Genomic DNA, 22,978 nt, shown 5'->3' on the forward strand with positions numbered 1-22,978 from the left:
TCTCGTGGTCGGCGAGGTGCATCTTGACGGAACCCAGCACGGTTTCCACTGGTGGAACCGGCTGTCGAGCGGTGTGGAACTCGATCTGACCCGCGAGCAGTTCCAGCGCGGGCAGACGGTCACGGCTGCTCGTGTCGTCGTGCGGCCGTCGGGCCCGCTGCCTCGCCGCTGGGAGGAGTACCTCCTGTTGCGTGAGCGTGTGGTCAAGCACCTTGGTTCGCTTCCGGAGCCCGTCTGAGGAGACAGAGGTCACCGGGCCGGGGCGAGGGGGACGACGCCCCGACCGCTGGTGGCCTGGGTCAGCCGCAGAGAGGACCTTCGGTCAGGACGATGTGGGCACTCAACCGGACCCGCCGCGCGTCACGCCCCGGGCGCGACAACCACTCAGGGGAGGCGCCGCTCGTCGTCGACCGGATCGGGTGCCGGCCTCTGCCCGTCCTCGCGGCGCGGCCTGTCCCGGAGGGCCCGATTATCCCGGCTCCAGCGATAACCCGCTCCCGGACGTTCCCCTGACGCTCGACATGCTGGCCGACCACATTGTGGAAAGCGCTGTGCAATCCGGCGTGCATTCCTTTGCAATATCCGGGTACTCGATGGGGACGACCGTGGCCGTACGGGCCGCCGTACGCCATCTCGAACGCGTACCGCGCTGGTTCTCTCGGCCGGGTTCGCCCGGCGCAACGCACGTCTGAAGCTGGCGGTCGACACCTGGCGGGCGCTGGACGTGCCGGGCGGCGACGGGCGGGTCCTGGCCTCCTACCTCTCGCTGCTCGTCGGCGGCACCCGCTGGCTCGACGCCCGCTCCGAAGGAGAGGTCGGGGAGCAGCTGGAGCTGTTCGCCGCCGGCATGCCGCCGGGTACCGACGCACAGCTCGCGCTCTTCGGCGAGATCGACGTCCGGGCCGATCTGGCCCGGATCGATGTGCCCGTCCTGGTCGTCTCCCCGTCGGGCGGCCTCCTCATCACTCCCATTCACTCCCGCGAACTCGCGGAGGGGATCCCGGGGGCCCGGCTCGCGACCTTCGACTGCGGTCACGCCATCGCGGCGGAGCTCCCGGCCGAGTGGGCCGCGCTGATCGACGGGCTCCTGTCCTCCGTCGGGGACTGACCGGCCGGCCCCGGTACGGGGCGGCGCGACCCGGGGGAAGACGCCGGGCCCGGTCTCAAAGCCGTCCGGAGTCGGGGGACTTGCCGAGCGCGGTCACCAGGAGGGCGGCCGCCGCCAGGCCGCCGCCCAGCCACATCACGGCGGTGACGTCGATCCCGTCGGCGGTCAGCCCGCCCAGCAGGGCGCCCAGGGCGATGGCCCCGTTGAAGACGCCGACGAACAGGGCGGACACGCCTTCCCGTGCCTGCGGCGCCGAGGCCAGCAGCCAGGTCTGGGAGCTGACCGACACCCCGCCGTACGACAGCCCCCACACCGCGAGCAGCACCCCGGCGCTCAGCACGGAGCCGCCGAGCAGCGGCATCAGCGCGACCGTCGCCGCCAGCACGGCGCTGATCACCAGCAGGGTGCCGCGCGGCGAACGCCCGGCCCCCGCACCGGAGGCGAAGTTGCCCGCGACGCCGGCGAGTCCGTACGCCAGCAGCAGGCTGCCGATCATCCCGGCACTCGCCCCGGAGACCTCCTCCAGGACGGGCCGCACGTACGTGTAGGCGGCGAAGTGGCCGGTGACCAGCAGGGCCACCACGACCAGTCCCGTGCGCACCCGGGCGTTGCAGAACAGCCGCAGTACACCGCCGAGATGCATGTCCTGCTCGGCGGGGAGTCTCGGCAGCAGGGCCGCCAGCGCGACCATCACCACCAGCGCCAGCACGCCCATGGTGACGAACGCCGTCCGCCAGTCGGCCAGTTCACCGATGTACGTGCCCGCGGGCACCCCGAGCACCGAGGCCACGGCGATCCCGCTGAAGACGAGCGAGGTCGCCGGTCCGACCGACCTCGGCGGCACGAGCCGCACCGCCAGCCCCGCCGCGATCGCCCAGACCCCGCCCATGCCGACGCCGACGAGCATGCGGGCGGCCACCATCACCGCGAAGTGCGGTGACCAGGCGGCGAGCAGGTTCCCCGCGGTCAGCACCGCCATCAGCGCGCACAGCACCGACCGCCGGTCGAACCGTCCCAGCAGCGGTGTCAGCAGCGGTGCCGACACCGCGCCCACCAGCCCGGTGATGGTCAGGGTCAGGCCGGCGGTGCCCTCGGTCACCTCCAGCGCGTCGCCGATGGGCGTCAGCAGGCCCACCGGCAGCATCTCCGACGTCACCACGGTGAACGTCGCGCTCGCGACCGCCGCGACGCCCATCCAGCCGCGTGCCGCGGACCGTTCGGGCCCCCCTGCGGTCTCCGCAATTTCCTCAGTCTGTGCCATGCCCTCAGCCAACCCGCCCCGACCTGCGGGAACAACGGCCGATCCCTCATCCTTCGATGAGCTGGGCTACTTGATGAACCACGGCCGGGCCGGGACCGGCCGTGTACAAGCCGCGTAGAAAGGGACATCATGGAGGGAACAGCATGAGCGGTGTGGAGATACGGGAACTGGAGGCCTTCCTGGTCCTGGCCCAGGAGCTGCACTTCGGCCGGGCCGGGGAACGGCTGTATATCTCGCAGAGCCGGGTGAGCCAGCTGCTCAGGTCACTGGAACACCGCATCGGCGCCCCGCTCGTCGAACGCACCAGCCGCCGGGTGGCACTGACCCCGCTCGGCGAGAGCTTCCTCGCCGGTCTGCGGCCCGCGTACGAGGCCCTGCGCGCCACCGTCGACGACGCGCGGGCCGCCGCCCGCGGGATGGGCGGGGTCCTGCGCATCGGCTTCCAGGGAACGGTCGACGACTACCTCAGCCGGGCCATCGCCCGCTTCGGCGACCTCTACCCCGAATGCGCCATCGACATCGTGGAGATTCCGCTCTCCCACCCCTTCGGGCCGCTGCGCCGCCAGGAGGTGGACTGCGCGGTGGTCCTGCTGCCGGTGGCCGAGGACGACCTGGTCCTCGGGCCGGTCTTCTCGCGGCAGCCGCAGACCCTCGCCGTGTCGGTGCGGCACCCGTTCGCCGCCCGGGAGTCGCTGTCCGCCGAGGAACTCGCCGACTGCCGGCTCATCGGCATCGGCGGGGGCGCCCCGGACTACTGGCGCAGCGCCCAGGCGCCGGGCCTGACCCCGGGCGGCCTGACCGTGCCGGCCGGGCCGGGCGTCAACACCCTCCAGGAAGGGCTGAGCCTGACCGCGGCCAACCGCGGCGCCATGCTGCTGTGCCGCTCGACGGCCGAGTACCACGGCCGCCGCGACTCCCTCACCTTCATCCCCGTAGAGGGCCTGCCCGACTCCGAACTGGGCCTGATCCGCCACCGCCTGAGGCCCTCGGCCCAGGCCTCCGCCTTCGCCGAGGCCCTCGCAGAAGCCACCGGCCCCTCACAACCGGCCGCGTAGCGTCCGGCGCGGGCCCGCCGGCCGGTCAGTGACCGGGCTCCGGGGTGATGATGTGGCCGTCGCGCAGTTCCACCACCTGGTCGGCGAGTTCGATCAGGTTGGGGTCGTGGGTGGCGACGAGGTGATGACCGACTCGCTGCGGACTACCGACCGCAGCAGCTCCATGATGGAGCGGCCGGTCTCGGAGTCGAGCTGGCCCGCGGGTTCGTCCGTGATGATCAGGGCAGGTTCGTTGGCCAGGGCGCGGGCCGCCGCGACGCGCTGCTGCTGGCCGCCGGAGAGTTCGCCGGGGCGCAGGCGTCCGCTTCGCCAAGACCAGCCAAATTCTGGCCGAGCTGACAGGCGGCCACGCGGACCGCACCTGGGACAAGCGAATCCGCGAGCTGCTCCGCCCCGACGTGCTCATCCTCGACGACTTCGCGATGCGGCAGCTCACCGCGGCCCAGGCCGACGACCTTTATGAGCTGGTCAGCGAGCGGCAGGGCCGGTCCCTGATCATCACCAGCAACCGGGCTCCCAGCGACTGGTATCCGCTGTTCCCCAACCCCGTCGTCGCCGCGTCGCTCCTGGACCGGCTGATCAACACCAGTCACCAGGTCATCATGAACGGACCCAGCTACCGGCCGAACAAGCGGCCCAAGAACCCGACCGGCAAGCCGCCGACCGCCTAGCGTCCGGGCTGGTCGACGTTCCACTCACGCGGCAGGTCCTCGTCACAAAAGACGCAGACGAAATCCTCCTCGCGCACGATGTTGAGCTGCTGGCAGGAGGTGCAGCGCCGGAACACCAGCTCGTGCGTGAAGCCGGACGGGCGAACGATCCCGGACTGGTCCAGGGCCTCGACGACGGCCGACCACGAGGTGATGTCCGGGCAGTAGCCGGTCGACTGATTGCTGACCTCGTCGACCGCCCACTGCCCGGACACCTCGCGGAGCTGATCTCGCCGGCACCCAGGACCGCTTCTCCACCAGCACACACCACGTGCTCACTGCGACGCGGCGCGAGCCTCAGGACCCCAGCTCGATCGACAACGAAGGTGAAGGGCTCGGCCAACTCTTGAAATCGATACGGCCGCGGACCGCTTCTGCTGCCTGACGGCCCGACAGACCCAAGCAGGAACTGCAGCACGCAGACAGTGGCCAGCTGGGCGGGCGAAAGACCGGGGCGGCCGTCGCGCGGGTACCAGCCTGGCGAAGTCCTCGTCGCACCACAGCCCGTCCAACCGGTCCCGCACCCACATCGCCGTCGTACCGTCCGGGTTGCTCGCCCGCGCAATCTGCGTGGTCAGAAACGGGACTTGCTCACCGGAACGGGGCCGGAGGGACAACGGGCACCTCAGCAACTGGATCGATCTACGGGACAGCCCGAGCACGCCCGTTGATCATGCTGCCGCACAGGGAAACCCCAAGATCACCGACAGAGTCAAGTTAGGCGGCAAGGCCAGCAACTGCGCTTTGACGCTCCGCCGTCCACACGTTTTGCTGTCCCAGCCCCGACAGCCACGTAGACACGCGCACCTCCACCGCAGGGTCGATGAGCAGACCATGCCTCGGCTGTCCACCGCCTCCATCCGAACCGTTCGATGCCGGCTGACCCGCCGCACGAACACATTGGCGCTAAGGACCGACACGAAATGCCATCCGCATCGCACGGTCGGCAGGCAAACCTCCGCGATAGGGAAACGCTTGCACTAGTTGTTGTCGCGTCAGGTCAAGACGATAGGGGAAACCTTGCTCATTTGTTCCATAGCGAAAAGCGCGTTAGCGTCCGGTCTGCTCTCCCTCAGTGATACAAACCCACCCGCCGAGGGGTACACAGTGCGCGAGAAGAGACTTTGTGAAGACCTCATTGCTTCACGAGGGCCAGCCGCGCGCACCCTACGTACGGAAGGCTAAACGTGAACCGTAAGAGCTGGCGTATTCACACCACCGTCATCTCTGCAGTCGTCGCAGGAGCTGTAGCCATAACCAGCGTCGGAACCGCAAACGCTGCGCCAGCCCTCGAAAGTGGCAAGTCGAAGGCACTCACAGCCCAGAACACCCCGCTGGCCACCGCCAGGCTCAGCCTCGAAGACGACCAACTGGAACAACTCGGCTCCGAGGACGAAATTCTCGCAGCAATCGAGAACGCCTTCACCGTCATCGACGCCATCCCTGACGAAGTCCTGGAGAAGGGGCAGGAAGCCACGCAGCAGTGGCTCCAGAAGGAACTAGCCGCCAGCGGCGATGAGGACGCAGCGACCCGGAAATTCAGCGCTACCAAGTGCGGATCGGGAATCCTTCAAGCCATCGGTTCCAACATCTTCGCTGTCGCCAAGATCTACAAGATGAAGAAGGCAATCGACAAGCTCGGCGGAATCAAAAAGATCGTCAACCAGATCCGCAGCGCAAAGAAGAAGGGCAAAACATTTAAGCAGGGCATCCAGGACATCTTCGAAGAGGCCGGCGCAGGTATGGGATCCATAGCCCTCGGACTCCTGGGAGTCGACGGCGTTATCAAGAACTGCTGGTGAGGAGACCCGGTGAGCACCCCGGCAGAGGCTTTACGGTGGACATTTCTGTGCGGCGCAGCCACTCTCCTGGTCGCATGTGTCATCGCAGCCGTCCGGAAACGTTCCCAGGGAGGTAACTTCTGCGCAATCATCGCCCACACGGAGAACGAGTGGTTCAGCGCTAACAAGGCCCTCGTCGCCATCGCCACCGGCTACCTTGGTTCGCGGATCGCAGCACACGCCGGTGGAACATCCCCTGATGCAGGCGAAAGCCTCGCAATCCTCTTCCCGCTCGGCATCGTTGCCGCGTTCGCCGCGACCCGACTCGCGGCGAGGAGAGCCGACCACGCCATCCGGATCAACCTGCTAACGCTCGTCGCTGCACCCATCGCGCTCGGAGTCGCCATGACAGGCTGGTAACGAGCACATCCCAGCTGCCTCCCGCATGGAAGCACGGGAGGCAGCTGGGCATCACGCGTGGCACCTGGTGACACAGCCCCACCGGAAGACCAACAGGCGCGGTCAGGTTTAGGCACTGTTTCTTGGATCATGTTCGGAGTCAGATGATGAGGGCTGCGAGGGTGATGGTGCCGAGGTAGGTGTAGGCCCGTTTCTGGTAACGGGTGGCGACGGCACGGAAGCCTTTCAGACGGTTGATCGCGCGTTCGACGGCGTTGCGTTTCTTGTAGTGCTCGCGGTCGAAGCCGGTGGGACGGCCGCCTCGGGATCCCCGGTTCCTGCGGTGTTTTTGTTGGTCGCGTCGTTCGGGGATGGTGTGCGGGATCCCGCGTCGCCGCAGGTAACGGCGGTTTTCCCGGGACGTGTAGGCCTTGTCCGCGAGGACTCGGTCGGGCCGGGTCCGGGGCCGTCCGACGCCGGTTCGTGGCACGGAGACCTGTTCCAGGACGGGTTCGAGCTGGGGGCCGTCGCCGTGGTGCCCGGGTGTCAGGACGAGAGCGAGGGGGCGGCATCGCCCGTCGGCGGCGAGGTGGATTTTGGTGGTGAATCCTCCGCGGGAGCGTCCCAGGCACTCGCGGATCTGAGTACCGCTTCCAGCCGGACGGCCAGTTTCCGCAGCACCGGATCGGCCTGTTCCGCCCTCTGGCTGGCCCCCTTTTGAGGGGCGGTGGCCGCCGGTGTCTTCCTCGCGCCGGCGGCGTGCTGGTGGGCCCGCACCGTTGTCGAGTCCACCGACACGTCCCAGTCGATCTGGCCCTCGGCGTCCTCAGCGGCCTGGACCTTCGACAGCAGCATCGCCCACGTTCCATCCGCTGACCAGCGGCGATGGCGCTTATAGACCGTCTCCCAGGGCCCGAACCGCTCCGGCAGATCCCTCCACTGCACACCCGTCCGGACCCGGTACAGAACCCCGTTGATCACACGCCGATGATCACTCCACCGGCCCCCACGAGTCCCGCCAGCCGGCAGGAACGACTCCAGCCTGTCCCACCCCGCGTTCGTCAGATCCCCACGGCCCATGCAGACAGCCTGGCCTCAACACCCCACCTCTGTCAGGAGATCCGAGAAACAGCGCCTAGTAAAAGGAGCCAACGCTCTGCCCGGCAAAACCCGTAGCTTTGAGAGCGTCGAAGCCGAGGTCTCCGCATTGGTTGGCTGGTCCGATCACGGGGACACTCGCGATCAGACTGGTGACGATGCCGCTTCCCGCCGAGGTGGCGGCTGCCTGTGGCCCATGACCGGTTGTGTTGTGACACGAGTTGTTGAACGCCGGGCTTCCCGCACCGATGACAGCGTCGGCGTCGGCGCCACCGGCACAAGCGACAACCATCCCCGCCGAAACCGCGACGGTGGCAGCAACTGCACACGTCCTCACATCCACACCCTTCCTCAAAGCCAGCTCCATCCTTTAACGACCCCGTACAGGGCAGGACACTGGCGCGCCGCCAGGTGGCCCCGTGCTTTCCTTCGGGACGGGGGCGCCTCGGTGGTGAGTGCAGATCAGTCCGGCGGGGGGATGATGCCCGCTGCGACCGCCGAGGGTGGCGTGGTCGCGCCGGATCAGGACAGGACTGGTAACTGAGCCATGACACAAAGGCCTTCAGAAGGGCGAAACGATCAATTACCCTAGTTCCATGCGTCGACTCTGGCTGTGCTTCCAGGTTCACTCCCCTTGATAAGACCTGACGCTGCCTCGGCTCCCTTGAGCGGGCTGCTCGGCAAGCGTCGAATGACTGTCGATGACCTTCTCCGCAGCGGTGCCAGCGCCGCCCTCATCCTTGCCTGCACGATGGCAGGCACCTACGTGCTGCTCGTACTGATCGTGCTGATCAGCCCCAGCAGCACGCGCGGGAAGGCGGCCAGGGATCTCCTGGGCTCGCACCCCCTCTCCAAGAACGGCCAGGGCCGCCCGGACGACCAAGACAGCGACCAGGGCGCATAAGCCCCCGCTTTGGCGGCTGGGAAGTGCGGGATCGTTCCCCTCTCCTGTCTCGTTCAACGACGCCCTACCGCACGTTTCAGCGCCTGTTCGAATCCAAGCCGAGCGAACTCATGCCAGGGACTTCCGAAACAGGTACCCAGGCACAGCCACTCGTGCCGGGTGCCACGGTCGCAAGCCGCCATCGGGCCTCGGCCAGGAGGCGGACGCGGGGGTCAACGTAGGGGGACCCGCGCGGCGCCCTCGGTGTCCATCGTGTGGTCACTGTGGTCCATGGCCCTGGAGCTCCTGTGCGCGCTGGATGATCCGCCGTTCCAGCTCCTCACGCTCGGCGGGGGTGTGGTCCCGCTCGATGACGACGGCCGCCCCGAGCACGCCGTCGGCCCCCAGGGCGGTGGTGACCCTCAGCTCGCTGGCGGTGGTCCGGGTCAGGGCGTGCCGCCCCCCTGGTGGACCACCCGGCCGTCACGCAGGAGCGCCAGGCGATCGGCCCGGCCTCCATCCACGCGGTCTCGATGGCGTCCCCGCCCCACACGTCCGGCGCCCCGTCGAACCCCCTGTTGCGTGAAGTACTGCTGTGGTCCCGCCAGCTGGGCGTCGCCTGGCCGCCCACCGTATGGAAACGGCACCGCAGTAGCACTCCGCCTATGGCCCTTCACGCCAGTGCGCCCTTGTGTGTGCTCTAGGCACAATACCGGTGACTTTGAGGGCCCCGCCGAGGGGCAGACCCGCGAGGTTGCTGTTGGCTGCTCCGCTTCCGTGCGTGGTCCTGCCCTCGGCATGTGTGCCGCCATGGTTGGCGCAGTCGGTGTCGAAGGCGGGGGAGAGGAACGCTCGGAGCTAACGCTGTCGCAGCGGGTTCAAGGGATGGGATGGCCGGGCTCACCCAGCCACATGGTCGAGCCGTGCTTGGTGACGGTGAGCCCGTAGTCGAAGAGGGTGGGGCAGCCGTCGGCGCGCCAGGCCTCCAGTGCAGTGGAGGTCTCGGTTGCCAAGTCCCGCGGCCCCCATTGGCGGACGGTGCCCTCATCGTCGGCGTGGGCCCACGAGTCGTTGCTGCACCACCAGTGGCCTTCCTGAGCCCAGTGGGACACGCCCGGCAGGCGCAGGCCGATGGCGAATGCGGCGTGCGGGTCGTCGAGGCGGGCCACGAGGTCGGCGGGGGCGAGGGAGCTGCTGCGGGCGTGCTCCCACCGCTCGGCGCTGTACAGCTCGCTGATGGCTGTGCGGGGGCGCTGACCGCGTAGGGCCATGAAGGTCATGGCGCCGGCGAAGTGGCCGGAGGCGGTGCCGTCGTCGTGGACGGTGAGGCGGGCCAGGCCGTGGTTGCAGAACGCGGTGCGCCAGGGGGTGACGATCAGTCCGCCCGGCCGGGTCTGTTCGATCCACGGGTACGGGATGGCCAGGACGGCGGCGGTGGACAGCACCCGGTCGTACGGGCTGTGCGGGGAATAGCCCAGTTCACCGTCCGCGCAGATCACCGACACCTGCTCGTAGCCGGTCGCAGCCAGCGCTGCGCGGGCCTGCTCGCAGACGGCAGGGTCGATCTCCACCGTAGTGACGCGGCCCGGCCCGGCGCGTTCGGCCAGGAGCGCGGCGTTGTAGCCGGTGCCGCTCCCGATTTCCAGCACCTGATGGCCGGGGTGGAGATCACTTTCGGCGAGCATAGTGAAGACAGCGTTGAGGGCGCTGATTGAACTGGTCGGCATCCGCCCCGGCGCGCAGCTGGGGTCGAGGCCGTCGTCGACCTGGGTGACCAGGGCCTCGCGCGGGTCGTACACCAGGCTCAGCCAGCGTGCCGGGTCAGCGCTGCGGGTGAAGGGGTGGTACCCGGCAGGCTCTTCGATCCAGACCGTGTCAGCGACGAAGCGGTGGCGGGCTACTGCCAGGAAAGCTGAGCGCATCCATGGCTCGGCGAAGGCGCCGGAGCCGTCAAGCAGGTCGGCGGCTCTGGCACGCGCATCGAGTTTCGCGGTCACGGTGCTTCTCCTACCTGGGCTTGCGGTGGTCGCCGCCACCGGGCTTGGAGACGTCGGGATGCTGACCGTCCTTGTCCCTCGGAGAGGGCTCCTGGGGCGTCGGGTTCGAGGGGGGCTTGCTGCCGTGACGAGCCATGCGGGCCTCCGTAGGTAGCACGGGTAAGGCATGTGTCCGAGCCGGCGGTTCGGAGCGCAGGCTCCATCACACACCCTGAAGCCGCGGGCCCGAGGGGAAGTTCGCATGTTCCGCAGCCGGTTTGCACATTCTGCACGCGCCGTAGGCAAGCGGCGTGAGGGCTCCTATCGTGGACGGGCACCTCCGGCCCAAAGGCCCGTGGGAGGCCTTGATGAGCACCGACGCGTTATGGAGCAGTGCCGCGGTGCGGACGCTGTCCAGCCGGATACGGAGGCGGAGGCGGGGTGGGGGCCTCGTGAGTGAGGGCGAGGACTGGCTGGGGGAGCAGGCCGTCAGCGGTGAGCTGGCCGGTGTGCTGCCGGTGGACTACGTCGCGTTCCACGCCCACCACCACCGGACCTACCTGCGCTACGTCCACCTGCAGCTGGGCAGTGACGCCGAGGCGATAGAGGTCGTCGAGGACGTATTCACCTTTCTGCTGAAGGTGTGGGACCACGCCCTGCGCCAGCCCAGCACCGAGGCGTTCGCATGGGCGGCGCTGCGTGAGGGGGTCGAGCGCCGGCGGATCGTCCTGGACCGGCCCGTGGCGATGGCGCAGACGGCCTGGTTCGCCGCCCCGCGCCGCACCTCCCGTACCCGCCTGGAGCTTTTGGAGTCCAAGCTCGGCTGTACGCGGCGATCGCGCAGCTTCCGGAAGCCGCTACGACGTGGTGCTCCTGGTGTTCCTGGAGGGCTGCTCGACCGAGACGGCCGCGCGGATGATGGGCATCTCGCCCGCCACGGTGCGGTCCCATATCCGCGGCGCGCGCCGGAGGCTGTCTCACACACGCGGGGTGGACTGGGCCCCTGGAGAGGATGCGGACCAGTGGGCGACATGATGCGGGACGTGACAGGCGGGGTGGCGGCGGCCCTGCGTAACGCGCAGGTGCTGGCGGAGGATTACGCGGGCTACGACGAGCACGCGGCACGGCGCCGGATCGCCCGGCGCCTGGTCGCGGGCGAGGCGCGGCAGGGGGCGCGCTCGCGCAGCGGGGCGCGTCTTGAGCCGCCCAGGAAGAGTGTCGGGAGGGGTTCCTGCCCGGTCCGCGGGCGGAATCGGGCACGGACCCTCTCGTCGTCGACGCGGCCTGCCACGTGCGGGCGGCACGCGGACTGGACCTGCTGGCATGGCGGCTGGTGAACAACCCGGATCTTGCCCTGCAGGCGCTGGACTCCCATGTATGGCCGCACGGGTGGGACTACGCACTGCTGTTCGGTGCGCTGCTGTATCTGGCGGGGCGGGTGGAGGGGGCCCGGTTCTGGTTCCAGTACGTGGCCGGCGCCGGATCTCAGGCAGCTGCCCGCTGCCTGTACCTGCTGCACCTGTCACGCGCCGGACGATCAAGCCCCCACCCGACGAGCTAAAAGTCCTGCTCAGCGCCCTCGCCCGCGGACACCCGCTTGACCTCTACCGCCCGGTTTAACAAACCACCGCTAGTTGGGGCGTTACGCGATCGAGACGACCGGTCGGGCGGAAGGGCTGGAAAGAAGCCATGGAACCGCGATGACCATGCTGATACTCGCTTCATGGAAGCATCCGAACTGACGACCTGGGTCATGACGCTGCTGACCCAGGCATCGAACGGGGCGGCGGGTGCCATCGGTGGGGCAGCCGGCGCCGAGGCGTCACGGCTGATGCGGGAGCGGCTGGGGTCTTCTCCGGAAGGCCGCGTGGCCCTTGATCCAGGGAGCGGGGACTCTGGCGAGATGGAACGGCAGGTCGCTGCAGCCCTCGCCGCTGACACCGAATTCGCACGTCGACTTGAGCAGTTGTACGAGGCGACGCGAATCCACCCAACAGTGGCGCCGCACGTGGGAAGGGACCTCTACCAGGCTCACATCGGCGACCGCGCCAAGAACAACACCGTCTCGTTCGGCCCGCTGACCCTGCGCAAGGAAAGCCTGACACCCACCACCGTGACGGCGATGCTGCTTGCGGTGGCACTCGTCCTAGGACTCGCGGCCTATGGACTCACCAAGGCCGTGGGCGGCGATGGCGATAGCGATGCGGTGCGGACACCCTCAATAGGGGCGGAGGCGGGCGCCGGCGGATCGGAGGACCCGGCTGCCGGCAGCGGATCCGAGGCGAAAGGTGGCGGGAAGGGGCGCAAGGTCGCGCCGGTCAAAGACCTCGCACTCCTCAAAAAGGTCCTGCCTGATGTACAGAGCATGCCGTCGGGGTGGTCGTTGTTCGAGCCCGCGGACGTCGAGGAGGCGACTACGGGCGCCTCCTGCCGCGAGGGCGGCTGCAAAGGGGCGCGCGGTACGGGCGGAGTTGCCTATGCCGATTCGGGTGCTTCCAACAAGGCATACATCGCAATCGAGGCATTCGACAGCGCCGAGACAGCGGCAGCCGGCTACGAGCGGTGGAGCGAGGGGGTGGGAAAGAAGGGCGGTGACTCGCGGATGTCGTTGGGATCGATCGGCGATCAGAGCGTTGCCTACTCCGGCCGGGAGTCCACCGGTTCGGCAAGCACGTTTCACATGCGAGCGATCGCCCGTGCGGGGACCGTCATGATCGACGTTGTCTACGGCGGCGGTTACCACGAACTCGACCCGACGGTGCTGACGCGCATCGCCCAGATGGTGGCCGAGCGCGCCCGCCAGGCCCAGAACGCGGAACAGCCGTCGGCCACGTTCGCGGAGAGTCACTGAACTTGAAACGACAGAAGCGACTGCCCAACTCTTTTGCTAAGCCGCCGGATTGAGCTGTTGGACGCCGTGGCCGAATGGCTTTGAGGGGGAGGGTGTGCGTGTTTCGACCTGAGTCGTGTGCGCAGCGTTCAGACGTTGCACTTCGCTGTAGAGCACGTAACCCACAGCGGTGAGTAGTGCCCCGCCCAAGTACACCTTGTCTTGCAAGGCGTCACCGAGAGGCTTCACAAACTGGGCGACCAGGCCAAGTGCGAAGACAAGAGCGAGAACGATCTTCGTGACGGTCGACTCGGCACGCCCCCATATGCCAGTTAGCCTCTCGCTCCACGAACGCCCCGTATCCGACACAGCGTCCCCCCGGCGTGCACCGATGTCGCCTTCCTGCACCCATGGTGCCCGCCAAATCAGCAGCTGCACACGGCTAGTTCACGGCCATCACCGACTAGCCGCAGCGCGTTGCGCTCCTTGGCCAGCTATCGAACTCTCGTGGTCCTTCCGGCCCGGGACAGGCTAACCGCCTAATGGAACCGCTCCACCACGGTGAACCCCAGCTTTGCCGCGAGGCGCATCAAGCCGACGTTGGCGGTCTGGGTGGCGAGCACCACCGGCTCGCCGGGAAGGACGCCGTCGAACCAGTCGAGTGCCGCCGCGCACGACTCGGCGGCGTATCCGAATCCCCACGCGCGTGGCAGGAACAGGTAGCCGAGATCGGCCTTCCCCACGGCAGCCGGGCCATGGTGCTCAGATGCTCTCCTCAGCAGGATCTGGCCGATCATCGCCCCGTCGAGATCAACGACGAAACTTCCCGGCCACCGCTCGGGCACCTCGGGCATCTCGCGCTCAAGCTCGTCACGCGAATGGGGGCCGCCGAGGTAGGTGTGCACTTCTGGCGACGCCAGCAGCTCGATGAATGCCGCACGGTCCCCGGCCTCGGGCTCACGGAGCACGAGCCTCTCGGCCTTGATCGGGGCAGGTGGCCACGCGACGGGTCCAAGTTCAGTCATGCCGATCAACTAATCAGCAGACTCGGCAGCGATCAAGGCTCGCCGACCGATCAAGCCAGGGCCCGGGCCCCACACGTCCGGCCCCCTGGACCACGGCGCTCAAGCAGCCGATGCTCGGCCGGGCCCGGGCGCCGGTTCCTTCGCCACCGCACCCTGCTCGCCCGATGGCCGCGTCGTTGTGGTCCTGGTGGCTGCGTCGCGGGTGTATGGGCTACGGCATCCGTATGGGCGCAACGAATGCTGAGCCGTGGAGGGACCCGAGATCACCACCGTGGAATGGGCGAGCGCCCTGGACGTCGCCGTCGGCCTCCCGCACCCGCGCACGCTCCCCCATCGGTCCCCCTGTGCTCTGTCCGTCAGGAGTGGCTGGTGTCGATGACGCAGAAGCGGTTGCCTTCGGGATCGGCGAGCACGATGAAGTCGGCATCGTCGGGATAGGAGTCCCAGTCGACGCGTTGAGCGCCCAGGGACATCAGGCGTGCCACTTCGGCGCTTTGGTCGGCGGCGTCGTCGGCATAGAGGTCAAGGTGGATCCTGGGGTGTTCCTGCACGGGCGTGGTACTGAGGTCGAGCGCGAGTGCGGCACCGGCGCCGTCGGCCGGCACCAGTACCGTCCAGTCGTCCTTCACCTCACCATCGCGAGGGACGTAGCCCAGTGCCCGGCTCCAGAATTTCGCAGCCCGCCGCACATCAGCGGCCCCCATCACGATCGTTCCGATGCTCAACATCCACTGATTCTGGCAGACACCGACAGACCCTCGGCGCGAACCGCATCCACAACTAGGAGTCCCAGGACGCCAGATGCGGCACCAGATGGCCGGTGCACGACGCACAGGAGAACAGAGGGTGATGCTGCGTGGGGTTCCAGCCATGGGGGCGTCGTTTTCGGTCTGTCGCCGGTCGGAGGTGTCGCCTGTCCGGGTGACCGGCGTCATCGTTCCGCAGGTGGCGGGGCATGGTGCCGCATGGGAGGTGGGACTGGATATGACGGTGTGGGTGACCCAGACGCATCAGGACCTCCATGATCCGCAGCGCGCGCATCTGCACGCACTCCATCGCTTTCCCGATCTTTCCGCTGCCGCAGCCCGCTTCTCCTGGACCGAAGGACAGGCCCAGAGGGCCCCGTCGACTGGCCTGGTGTACTGCGTGGACGGCCTCGACCACACCATTATCTGCCGTCCGCGGCCTCCCGCAGAAACGATTCGCCGTGCGAGCCGTCCCTGGAGCCTTCACCTGCACCACGCGGACGGCCACGAGGTTGTCAAGACTTTCCCCGGCGCAGTCACATCTCGCCGCCTTGCTTCCTTCGTCACCCGCTCGGAGAAAGCCTTCTCGTTATCGAGAGCCAGTTCGTGAACTCGACGGCCGCGTGGGGGCGTTCCACGGGGGGCCGTCACTGCGGGCGGGTTCGGGTGACAGCTCACTGATTCGGCGGCACTCGGCTGGGAGCGAAGCCAGCCTGACCTTGAATTCGTTCAACTGCTTGATCGTGGCGTTCGTTCAGCAGGCAGGCGACGCGGGCCCACCACATGGGTGTTCGTCCGCCGCTRGACGTGGGCGGTTCGTGCGCACCCAGCCGATACGGCTCCGCCGCTCCAGGGCAGGCCCATGGCAACACACTGATTCGATCAAGGAGATCAGCAGATACACATCCGCACTGTCCTCGCCGCCGCTGTCCTTGCCGTCACCGTCATCCTCGGCAGCGCAGGAGCCGCCGCCGACCCGCAAGCCGACGAGTCGTCATCCGCGACGGCGGGAGTACGGCGGGCTGCCCCGCTCCGGCCGGGCGGACGGCGACCCGTCCGCCACCGACCCCCCTCCCGGCGCGTGAGGAGACCGCGCCACCGGCCGGGGCCGAGGGGGAGCAGCTGCTGCCGCGCAGTGGTGGCCGCCCTTCAACAGCCCCTCCTCCTTCGGCGACAAGTTTACCCTTTGCGCGTGATGGGGGCTGTACGCCTCTGCCGTGCAGGCGGCTGGTGGAGGTGGGTGCCATGGGCGAAGGCACGGATYCCAGCAAGGGTCGGGTGGAGCGGTGGCGGGCGCTGCTGTCGGSSSCGGACAGCAGCGCGGTCCGGGACCAGCGCGAGCGACCCCGCGTTCTGGCCGGCCCGGGGAACCTATGCCACCGCGACCAGCCGGTGTAACGACATCAACCTGAAACTGGACGGGTCCCGCAGCGTGAGGACCTGCTTCAAGGCGGTGGGCTGCAACGGGTGGCGGGTGCTGTCGGAAGGGAGCTGGGGGGTGGCTGCTACTGACGTACGTGACGGCGCCCAGTTTTACCTGCAGTTCGCAGGGACGGCCGCCGCCACAGGTTTGATCGACTACTGAAAACCCGAGGCGCAATGAGGGGCGGAGCCATCTGATCACCGTCGGTGCCTGCAGGGTCCGAGTCTGCGGCCAGCCGGTGGTCCGCCCCAAGAGCAGCGGTCCCGGACGACCCCGTCAGGGGCCGTCCGTCACCGCTGGCCTGTGCCCTGTGGGCCGTTGTCTGCGAAGGCGGGGCTGGTGGTCGTCATGATGAGGCCAGCGGTGAGAACGGCCAGCGCCAGGGTGCTTTGATCTTCATGCCTCTGGAAACAACCGTGTCGCCCGTTACGGCACCGTTGGCCCTCCGCGCCCTCATCGTGTGACAACGAAGGCTCGTATGCTTTCCACGGTAGTTGGACTGCGGCCGGTTGGGGGTTCCAGGGTCACGATCGGGCCATGGCGTTCGCCCGCAGGTGGGCGAACAGGGCTCGTACCTCCTGGGGGTTATTGCCGTTTGTGGTGAAGGACAAGAGGGTCTGCAGGACGCTGCGAGCGAGGGCACCTGTCGCCCGGGCATCGTCGCCCGTGCTGGCGGCCCACCCGGTTATCAACTCCGTTGCCATCGTGGCCATGTGCGCGACCAGGCCCTCCCGGAACTGCGTCAGCGCCTCCTGTCGCTCAATTCCTTCAAGGTCCGCGATACCGGTGACGATCAACAGCAGGTTCTGAAGCTGCGTGGCGCCGTACCGGGCGACCAGCACTCCCAGCGGTTGTTCGTCACGGCCTCCGTTCACCAGAGCTGTCAGCGCGGCCTCGTCCTCGCCCCACGCCGCTTCCAGTGCCGCCAGCACGCGCATGACCTGGTCCGGGCTCAGCTCCGATGCCATAAGCGGCACCGTAGCGATTCCCTTGGGAGCCCGGGTCCGGTTCAAAGGGGGAGCCCCCCGTATGCGCGTGTGACAGGTATCAGGATGTCAGTCCCTGCCGCTCGGAGCGGGCGCGCAGACCGATGAGATCTTCTACTCGAAGATTCCGGCGAGGGCGTCGCGTCATGAATCACTGGCCTGAGCTGTGCCACACAGGCAGAGGGCACCACCCATGAGGATCATGGTGACAAGGAGGCGCCTGGTGTTGTGCATGGGCTGGGGGCGCCACTGCGCTGATGCTGGTTGCGCGGGATCACCACACGCCCGGCGCAGGGTACCGGGCAAAAACAGCAGCGGGTACGCAAGTCCGACTGCTTCTCAAACACTCACGGCCTGTCGCGGTAGCGAGCGTGGTGCAGGGAGATCCGGCCCCTTGTCCACCATGGGCGACAGCAGGCGGAACCGCGGACGTTTGCTGCGCACGGCCGGGAGGGCTGAGTGAAGATCGGTGCCAGCGCGGGGTAAATGGCTTCGCCGGGCGCCGACGTGGTCAGCGTGCTGCCTCTTCGTCGGGGTCCTGCCGGGTCCAACGGAGCCTGCTCCGTCTGGGTTCCCCTCCGGCCGACGCCGACCCCGTGTCGTTGAGGGCGCCCACGGGTGGCGCGGTCTGCCGGTTGCCGTCTCCGCAGCCGACTACCTGTCGACTGGGCGACGGAAAATCTATGCTGGCCGGAGTAGACATTGGGTGCTGGTGTGGTTATGGTTTCTCTCGTAACGCAGAGAGACGCAGGGCCCGGCAGAGACGAACTGCCGGGCAGCAGTACCCGTAGTACAGGTAGTTGCAGTTCGCAGGACGGCGACGGGACTGACGACCGGACCGGGTGGCCCGCAGTGATCAGGGGCTGCCAGTAGCAGTACCGCAGGAAATCAGTGGTAAATGCAGTTCGCAGTACTCCGCAGTGAAGTTCAGTTCAGTGGTATCCCGGTGAAGGCGTCGGCTGCGGGCGCGCGCACCGGGGAAGTTCGGCAGTGGGGTTCCAAGCCGGAGCAGATGCAGGACGGGCGACGGGGCTGGCTGCCGACGAGCGGCGCTGGTACAGGCCGCCGGCAGTACGCAACACCAGCAGGACAAGCAGTCCGCAGCACAGCAGTACCTGCATCACCAGCAGTCCGCAGTACCAGATTCAGGTAAGTGATTGATCCCAGAGGGAAAGAACGGAGGGGCTTAAGCGCCATCAGGATCGCCCGGACGAGCGTTACAGGGTCCGGGTACCGCAGGACATCGTTAGTGAGGTGGTGTCCGGTCAAGCAACCGCGATCCCCGTACCCCCGACACCTTCTCGGTCGGGGCGGCGGAAACAGAAGGCCGGCGCAGTATGAAAGTCGGCAGATGGTGTAGCAGTTCCTTCGGGGCCCGGGTGCCGGCATGGCACCCGGGCCCCTCCGTGCGTTCGATGGTCCATGAGAGAGGTGCAATGACAGCAGACGTTTCGATCAGCCGTCTCGAAGACGATGACTATCCCGCCTACACCATGGGCCGCGCGGCCGAGATACTCGGCACCACCCAGGGCTTCCTCCGTGCCATCGGCGAACACCACCTCATCACCCCGCTGCGTTCGCCGGGCGGACACCGCCGCTACACCCGCCGCCAGCTGCGTGTCGCCGCCCGCGCCCGCGAACTTGTCGACGCCGGCACTCCCATCGAGGCCGCTTGCCGCATCGTCATCCTTGAAGAGCGGCTGGAAGAGGCCCGGCGAATCCAGGAGCGTCTGCGTACACAGGGCCGCCGGTCCCGGGCCAAGATTTCCCGGTGACCGGGGCTCTTCCTCTGGTCGGCGCGGTGATCTCAAACTCGCCGGGCAGGTCCCTCCGGCGAATGCCACGTCCGGTGAGGTGAGAGCCGGAGGAGGGCGGAGGTCCGGTCAGCGGAGGACGTCGAAGACCTGCTTCTGCAGACCGTTGGCGTAGGCCTTGTGCTCAACGAGGTTCACCTGCCGCCAGGGGGCCTGCCGGGCGTCCGCAAGGTGGTGTTTATGGGTTGGGTCGGATGCTGAGGTGCGTGAACGCGATGGTGTGTCGGATTCCGCCGGTGAGCACACAGTCGGTCGGGAGGCTCGTGGGCACCGTCTGGATGATTTTCTCGGCAACGGATCCCCTGCCTTGTCCGTCGACGACTACACCGTGGAGTTTGGCGGTGTTGAGACCCAGAATCCGCAGTGATGTACCGGAGTTGTAGTCGATGACGGTTCTGCTGCCGTCTGCGAAATGCAGGGTCTCCGTTGCCTTGTTCGACGCGAGGAGCAGGCATGTGGCCGGAGTGGTGCCCGTGCTGCGGTACTTGGCCGTGGTGGTGTGGCCTGAACCGTCCGTGCAGCGGTAGATGCCGTCGACGGTGACGGTCGTGGTCTCGGAGGAGAGGCCGAGCCCCGATCCGTAGGTGATGTCCTCCCGCCCCGTGCAGTTTTGAGCGGTGTGGGCCTGTGCTGTCGGCGCCCACGCGACACTCGCTGCGGTCAGGGCGAGGGAGGACAGAATGATCCCGATGCCATGCTTATTGATCATGGGTTCTCCTTGGCTGTCCGTGCGTGCGCCGGCCCTCGGCGTGGTGACCGGGCGACTTGGCTACCCGCGGCATCTGCGGTTCTACCCTCTTCTCGGGGCGGACCGAAGCACCGCCGCGCCCTCGCACCGCACCACGCGCCCTTTTACGTCCGCCTGCACGCCCTGCCGCACCGCGACGCGCCCGTGTCACCGTGGGTTACCCGGTGCCGAGTGGGCACGACAGCGAAGAGGCGGCGAATGAGGCAGGGACGACCATGAGCGGCACGACCCCGGCGGTTCCCCGAGTGGCTTCCGTCGCGGTGTCCGCACCGCCGTACCGGCACCGTCAGCGAGACATCGCCGCCGTGTTCGCCGGGGCGTTCCTCACCGCCGATGCGGTCTCAAGCCGCCGGTTCACCGCCATCGCCGCGCATACGGGCATTGAGTACCGAAACCTCTCCCTGCCCCTCGCCGAGTACCCTCAGCCGCGCACCTTCACCGAGTACAACGAGATCTGGGTCCGTACCGCACGTCAAGTCGGAGGGGAGGCACTCACCCGGGCCCTCGCAGCGGCGGACGTGCGGCCCGACGAGGTCGGGGCCATCGTGACGACCACCACCACGGGGGTCTGCGTTCCGTCGTTCGACGCCGACCTCATTCAGGGCCTCGGCCTGCCGGGCCATGTGGCCCGCATGCCCATGCTCGGCCTGGGCTGCGCGGGAGGGGCCGCCGGTCTGTCGAGGGTGTACGACTATTTGCGGGGCCATCCGGACCAGGTCGCTGTCCTGGTTTCCCTCGAACTGTGCTCGCTGAATTTCCAGTGCGCGGACACGTCGACCCCCAACCTCGTCGCAACCAGCCTGTTTGGCGACGCCGGGGCCGCCGCAGTGGTCTTCGGCGCCCACCGGGCCGAGGAGGCCTCCGGCCCCGCGCTGGTGGCCACCCGAAGTCGCCTGCACCCGCGGACCGAGCACCTCATGGGCATGCGCGTGGGTACCCACGGCTTCACCGTGTTTCTCTCTCCGCACATCCCCGACTTCGTCGAGAAGCATCTGGCCGGCGAGATCGACGGTTTCCTCGCGGGCCGCGGCCTGACCACGAAGGACATTACTGCCTGGGTCTGCCACCCCGGCGGCCCGAAGGTCATCAAGGTGCTCGACGGTTGCCTCGATCTGCCGCCGGGCGCGCTCGCCCATACCCGAGCCTCCTTGGCCGAGCACGGCAACATCTCCTCCGCATCCGTGCTCGACGTCCTCCACAGGACGATGGCCGTCCCACCGGCCCCGGGGTCATATGGCCTGCTCCTCGCCCTGGGCCCGGGCTTCACCAGCGAACTCGTACTTCTCAACTGGTGAGTGCGACCGCTGCGGTACTGCACACCCCCTGAGCACCGCGGAAGACAGGCGAGCGGATCACGCCCGCATGAGGAGTGATGCGAGGGCGACCGCTGCCTCGGAGGACTGGGCGGTCTTGTCATACCGGTGGCAATGCCCCGCCACTGCTTCAAGCGGTTGCAGCACTGTTCCACGATGTTGCGACGCTTGGCAGACCTCGCGGTCGAAAGAATGTGCTTGGAGGGTGGGTTGAAGAAGCGGTCAACGTCCGTGACGAACCCGTCTCCAAGGAGATGGCCGACCTTTTTCAGGCGGCCTCAGTGTCCAGCAGCAGCGACATCACTGGGTGATGGCCATAACGATTTCCAGGCCGTGGTGCCCGACCCGTCCCGCGTCCGCGGCGCGGGCTTCCGGCCGGCAGGGCGTACAGCACCCTGTCAGCGGGGCCGGGAACTGGTCGGGCTTTACCGTGCGTCTTGCCAGAGCAAGCCTGCATCGGCACGGATGAGTGGAGCTGCCGTCGATGAGTCCGCCCCCGCCCCCCGTCCCCTCAGCACCGTCCTGGGCGCATTGCGGCCAGGGCGCGGACCCGGCCGCCGATCCGGTCGGCTGCCGCGGAATCCACGTCCCTGGCCACACCACGTGCCTGGCCCATCTGGCAGACGCGGACCGCGGCACCTACCTGGCCGGCCTGTCTCCCGGCGCCGACATCGACCACCGCGGCACCCCGTTCACGCAAGAGTTGCTAACCCAGCTTCTCAACGCGCTCCATGATCCCCTCACCACAAGACCCCACCTCGGCGACGCCCATTTCGAAGGGGCGCAGTTCTCAGGCGACGTCTGGTTCGGCGGGGCGAAGTTCTCCGGCATCGCGCAGTTCAACGGCGCGCAGTTCTCAGGCGACGTCTGGTTCGGCGGGGCGAAGTTCTCCGGTGGGGCCGGGTTTGGCTGGGCAGAGTTCTCCGGCGAGGCCGGGTTCGTGGCGGCGCAGTTCCCGGACGGTGCCTGGTTTGCCGGGGCGGAGTTCTCCGGCGGCACCCGGTTCGAAGGAGCAGAGTTCTCGCGCGGCGCCTGGTTTATCGAGGCACATTTCTCCGGCGGCACCCGGTTCGCGGGGGCGAGGTTCGCAGGCGGCGCCGTGTTCCGCGAGGCAGAGTTCTCAGGCGACGCCCAATTCAGCCAGGCGCAGTTCTCCGACAGCGCCTGGTTCGACCAGGCGCAGTTCTCCGGCAGCGCCTGGTTCGACGGGGCGCAGTTCTCTGGCTATGCAGGTTTCCCCGAGGTGCAGTTCGAGGGTGTGCCGGTGTTGGGGCCGCTGGTGTGTGCGGGGAGGGTGGTTCTGTCCCGAGCGGTGTTCCGGCTGCCGGTGACGCTGGAGATAGCAGCCCGGGAGGTGGTGTGTGAGCGGACCGTTTGGCAGTCGACGGCGACCGTTCGCCTGCGGTACGCGGCCGTGGACCTCGGCCACGCGGTCCTGTCCGCACCCGTAGCGGTGACCGCCCACGCCATCCCTTTCACCAGGACCGCCTTTACCGGACGCGGCGCGCCCGTGGGGGAGGACCTGCTGACAGGTCCCGACCGGGTGCAGGTGACCTCGGTTCAGGGAGTGGACGCCGCGCATCTGGTCCTGAGTGACACCGACTTGTCCGCCTGCCTGTTCTCCGGAGCCTTTCACCTCGACCAGCTCCGCCTGGAAGGCCGCACCCGTTTCGCCCCGGTCCCCGCCGGCTGGCACCGCCGCGGAGCCCGCCCGGTGCGCTGGACCCGCCGACGCACCCTCGCCGAGGAACACCACTGGCGCGCCCAGGCCGCAGGCCAGCCCGCGCCCCTGCCAGGCCGCGCCCTCTCGGCTCGTCAGTGG

At 68.0% G+C, this 22,978-nt stretch carries 20 protein-coding genes and 4 pseudogenes; 14 read left to right on the forward strand and 10 right to left on the reverse strand.

Annotation, left to right across the window (positions count from 1 at the left end; all coding sequences use genetic code 11):
- Together ACJA3G_RS07320 and ACJA3G_RS07325 are read left to right on the forward strand one after the other, a co-directional pair.
- Window positions 1-238: pseudogene (locus tag ACJA3G_RS07320) on the forward strand (hypothetical protein); the annotation flags it as partial.
- Between the two features lie 486 nt (window positions 239-724).
- Entirely contained in the window at window positions 725-1,108 is a 384-nt protein-coding gene (locus tag ACJA3G_RS07325) for an alpha/beta fold hydrolase (RefSeq protein WP_406552053.1), read from the forward strand.
- Window positions 1,109-1,163: 55 nt separating this feature from the next.
- On the opposite strand, the gene ACJA3G_RS07330 is transcribed toward ACJA3G_RS07325, so the two are convergent.
- On the reverse strand, window positions 1,164-2,369 hold the full coding sequence (locus tag ACJA3G_RS07330; protein ID WP_406552054.1) for an MFS transporter: 1,206 nt from the start codon (window positions 2,367-2,369) through the stop codon (window positions 1,164-1,166).
- Window positions 2,370-2,512: 143 nt separating this feature from the next.
- Between ACJA3G_RS07330 and ACJA3G_RS07335 the strand changes: the two genes are divergently transcribed.
- Window positions 2,513-3,424, forward strand: a complete 912-nt coding sequence (locus ACJA3G_RS07335) for a LysR family transcriptional regulator (RefSeq protein ID WP_406552055.1) — start codon at window positions 2,513-2,515, stop codon at window positions 3,422-3,424.
- Window positions 3,425-3,449: 25 nt separating this feature from the next.
- Here ACJA3G_RS07335 and ACJA3G_RS07340 read toward each other — a convergent pair.
- Window positions 3,450-3,718, reverse strand: a pseudogene (locus ACJA3G_RS07340) (ATP-binding cassette domain-containing protein); the annotation flags it as partial.
- Window positions 3,719-3,747: 29 nt separating this feature from the next.
- On the opposite strand from ACJA3G_RS07340, the gene ACJA3G_RS07345 reads away from it, so the two are divergent.
- On the forward strand, window positions 3,748-4,095 hold the full coding sequence (locus ACJA3G_RS07345) for an ATP-binding protein (RefSeq protein ID WP_406552070.1): 348 nt from the start codon (window positions 3,748-3,750) through the stop codon (window positions 4,093-4,095).
- Here ACJA3G_RS07345 and ACJA3G_RS07350 read toward each other — a convergent pair.
- Window positions 4,092-4,540, reverse strand: a pseudogene (locus ACJA3G_RS07350) (hypothetical protein). The gene ACJA3G_RS07345 and the pseudogene ACJA3G_RS07350 overlap by 4 nt on opposite strands.
- Window positions 4,541-5,321: 781 nt before the next feature.
- Between ACJA3G_RS07350 and ACJA3G_RS07355 the strand changes: the two are divergent.
- Window positions 5,322-5,936, forward strand: coding sequence for a hypothetical protein (locus tag ACJA3G_RS07355; protein WP_406552056.1), 615 nt, complete (start codon window positions 5,322-5,324; stop codon window positions 5,934-5,936).
- Between the two features lie 9 nt (window positions 5,937-5,945).
- Window positions 5,946-6,335, forward strand: coding sequence for a hypothetical protein (locus ACJA3G_RS07360; protein ID WP_406552057.1), 390 nt, complete (start codon window positions 5,946-5,948; stop codon window positions 6,333-6,335).
- A 139-nt stretch (window positions 6,336-6,474) separates the two neighbouring features.
- Here the strand turns inward: ACJA3G_RS07360 and ACJA3G_RS07365 are convergent.
- Window positions 6,475-7,394 (reverse strand): IS5 family transposase gene (locus tag ACJA3G_RS07365; protein ID WP_406552058.1). Its coding sequence is split into 2 segments (ribosomal slippage): window positions 6,475-6,993 and window positions 6,996-7,394, totalling 918 coding nucleotides; the frame shifts between segments, so codons are not numbered across the junction.
- A 769-nt stretch (window positions 7,395-8,163) separates the two neighbouring features.
- Between ACJA3G_RS07365 and ACJA3G_RS07370 the strand changes: the two genes are divergently transcribed.
- Window positions 8,164-8,316, forward strand: coding sequence for a hypothetical protein (locus tag ACJA3G_RS07370; RefSeq protein ID WP_406552059.1), 153 nt, complete (start codon window positions 8,164-8,166; stop codon window positions 8,314-8,316).
- An 857-nt stretch (window positions 8,317-9,173) separates the two neighbouring features.
- On the opposite strand, the gene ACJA3G_RS07375 is transcribed toward ACJA3G_RS07370, so the two are convergent.
- Complete coding sequence (locus ACJA3G_RS07375) at window positions 9,174-10,292, reverse strand: methyltransferase domain-containing protein (RefSeq protein ID WP_406552060.1); 1,119 nt, start codon at window positions 10,290-10,292, stop codon at window positions 9,174-9,176.
- 894 nt (window positions 10,293-11,186) lie between these two features.
- On the opposite strand from ACJA3G_RS07375, the gene ACJA3G_RS07380 reads away from it, so the two are divergent.
- From ACJA3G_RS07380 to ACJA3G_RS07390, 3 genes are all read left to right on the forward strand, one after another.
- A complete protein-coding gene (locus ACJA3G_RS07380) occupies window positions 11,187-11,306 on the forward strand; it encodes a hypothetical protein (RefSeq protein ID WP_406552071.1) in 120 nt (39 codons plus the stop codon).
- A gap of 298 nt (window positions 11,307-11,604) precedes the next feature.
- Entirely contained in the window at window positions 11,605-11,832 is a 228-nt protein-coding gene (locus ACJA3G_RS07385) for a hypothetical protein (protein ID WP_406552061.1), read from the forward strand.
- Between the two features lie 162 nt (window positions 11,833-11,994).
- Window positions 11,995-13,122: a hypothetical protein gene (locus ACJA3G_RS07390; protein WP_406552062.1), complete on the forward strand. Its 1,128-nt coding sequence runs from the start codon at window positions 11,995-11,997 to the stop codon at window positions 13,120-13,122.
- Window positions 13,123-13,640: 518 nt separating this feature from the next.
- Here ACJA3G_RS07390 and ACJA3G_RS07395 read toward each other — a convergent pair.
- Window positions 13,641-14,126 (reverse strand): GNAT family N-acetyltransferase, encoded by a 486-nt coding sequence (locus ACJA3G_RS07395; RefSeq protein ID WP_406552072.1) that lies wholly within the window; start codon window positions 14,124-14,126, stop codon window positions 13,641-13,643.
- A gap of 356 nt (window positions 14,127-14,482) precedes the next feature.
- The gene (locus tag ACJA3G_RS07400) at window positions 14,483-14,854 is read right to left on the reverse strand and encodes a VOC family protein (protein ID WP_406552063.1); all 372 of its coding nucleotides are present in this window, start codon (window positions 14,852-14,854) and stop codon (window positions 14,483-14,485) included.
- A 193-nt stretch (window positions 14,855-15,047) separates the two neighbouring features.
- Here ACJA3G_RS07400 and ACJA3G_RS07405 point away from each other — a divergent pair, with 193 nt between their 5' ends.
- Window positions 15,048-15,482: a hypothetical protein gene (locus tag ACJA3G_RS07405; RefSeq protein WP_406552064.1), complete on the forward strand. Its 435-nt coding sequence runs from the start codon at window positions 15,048-15,050 to the stop codon at window positions 15,480-15,482.
- 1,337 nt (window positions 15,483-16,819) lie between these two features.
- On the opposite strand, the gene ACJA3G_RS07410 is transcribed toward ACJA3G_RS07405, so the two are convergent.
- On the reverse strand, window positions 16,820-17,263 hold the full coding sequence (locus ACJA3G_RS07410) for a hypothetical protein (RefSeq protein WP_406552065.1): 444 nt from the start codon (window positions 17,261-17,263) through the stop codon (window positions 16,820-16,822).
- 1,454 nt (window positions 17,264-18,717) lie between these two features.
- Here ACJA3G_RS07410 and ACJA3G_RS07415 point away from each other — a divergent pair.
- Complete coding sequence (locus ACJA3G_RS07415) at window positions 18,718-19,056, forward strand: MerR family transcriptional regulator (protein WP_406552066.1); 339 nt, start codon at window positions 18,718-18,720, stop codon at window positions 19,054-19,056.
- 217 nt (window positions 19,057-19,273) lie between these two features.
- Here ACJA3G_RS07415 and ACJA3G_RS07420 read toward each other — a convergent pair whose 3' ends face one another.
- Complete coding sequence (locus ACJA3G_RS07420; protein WP_406552067.1) at window positions 19,274-19,804, reverse strand: hypothetical protein; 531 nt, start codon at window positions 19,802-19,804, stop codon at window positions 19,274-19,276.
- Between the two features lie 254 nt (window positions 19,805-20,058).
- Between ACJA3G_RS07420 and ACJA3G_RS07425 the strand changes: the two genes are divergently transcribed.
- Window positions 20,059-21,138, forward strand: coding sequence for a type III polyketide synthase (locus ACJA3G_RS07425; protein WP_406552068.1), 1,080 nt, complete (start codon window positions 20,059-20,061; stop codon window positions 21,136-21,138).
- Between the two features lie 321 nt (window positions 21,139-21,459).
- Here ACJA3G_RS07425 and ACJA3G_RS07430 read toward each other — a convergent pair.
- A pseudogene (locus ACJA3G_RS07430) lies at window positions 21,460-21,540 on the reverse strand (ATP-binding protein); the annotation flags it as partial.
- A gap of 85 nt (window positions 21,541-21,625) precedes the next feature.
- Here ACJA3G_RS07430 and ACJA3G_RS07435 point away from each other — a divergent pair.
- Window positions 21,626-22,978, forward strand: a 1,353-nt coding sequence (locus tag ACJA3G_RS07435; protein ID WP_406552069.1) for a pentapeptide repeat-containing protein, incomplete at its 3' end; no start/stop codon positions are given.

Source organism: Streptomyces sp. YS-3 (assembly GCF_045257485.1).
Taxonomy (GTDB): domain Bacteria; phylum Actinomycetota; class Actinomycetes; order Streptomycetales; family Streptomycetaceae; genus Streptomyces.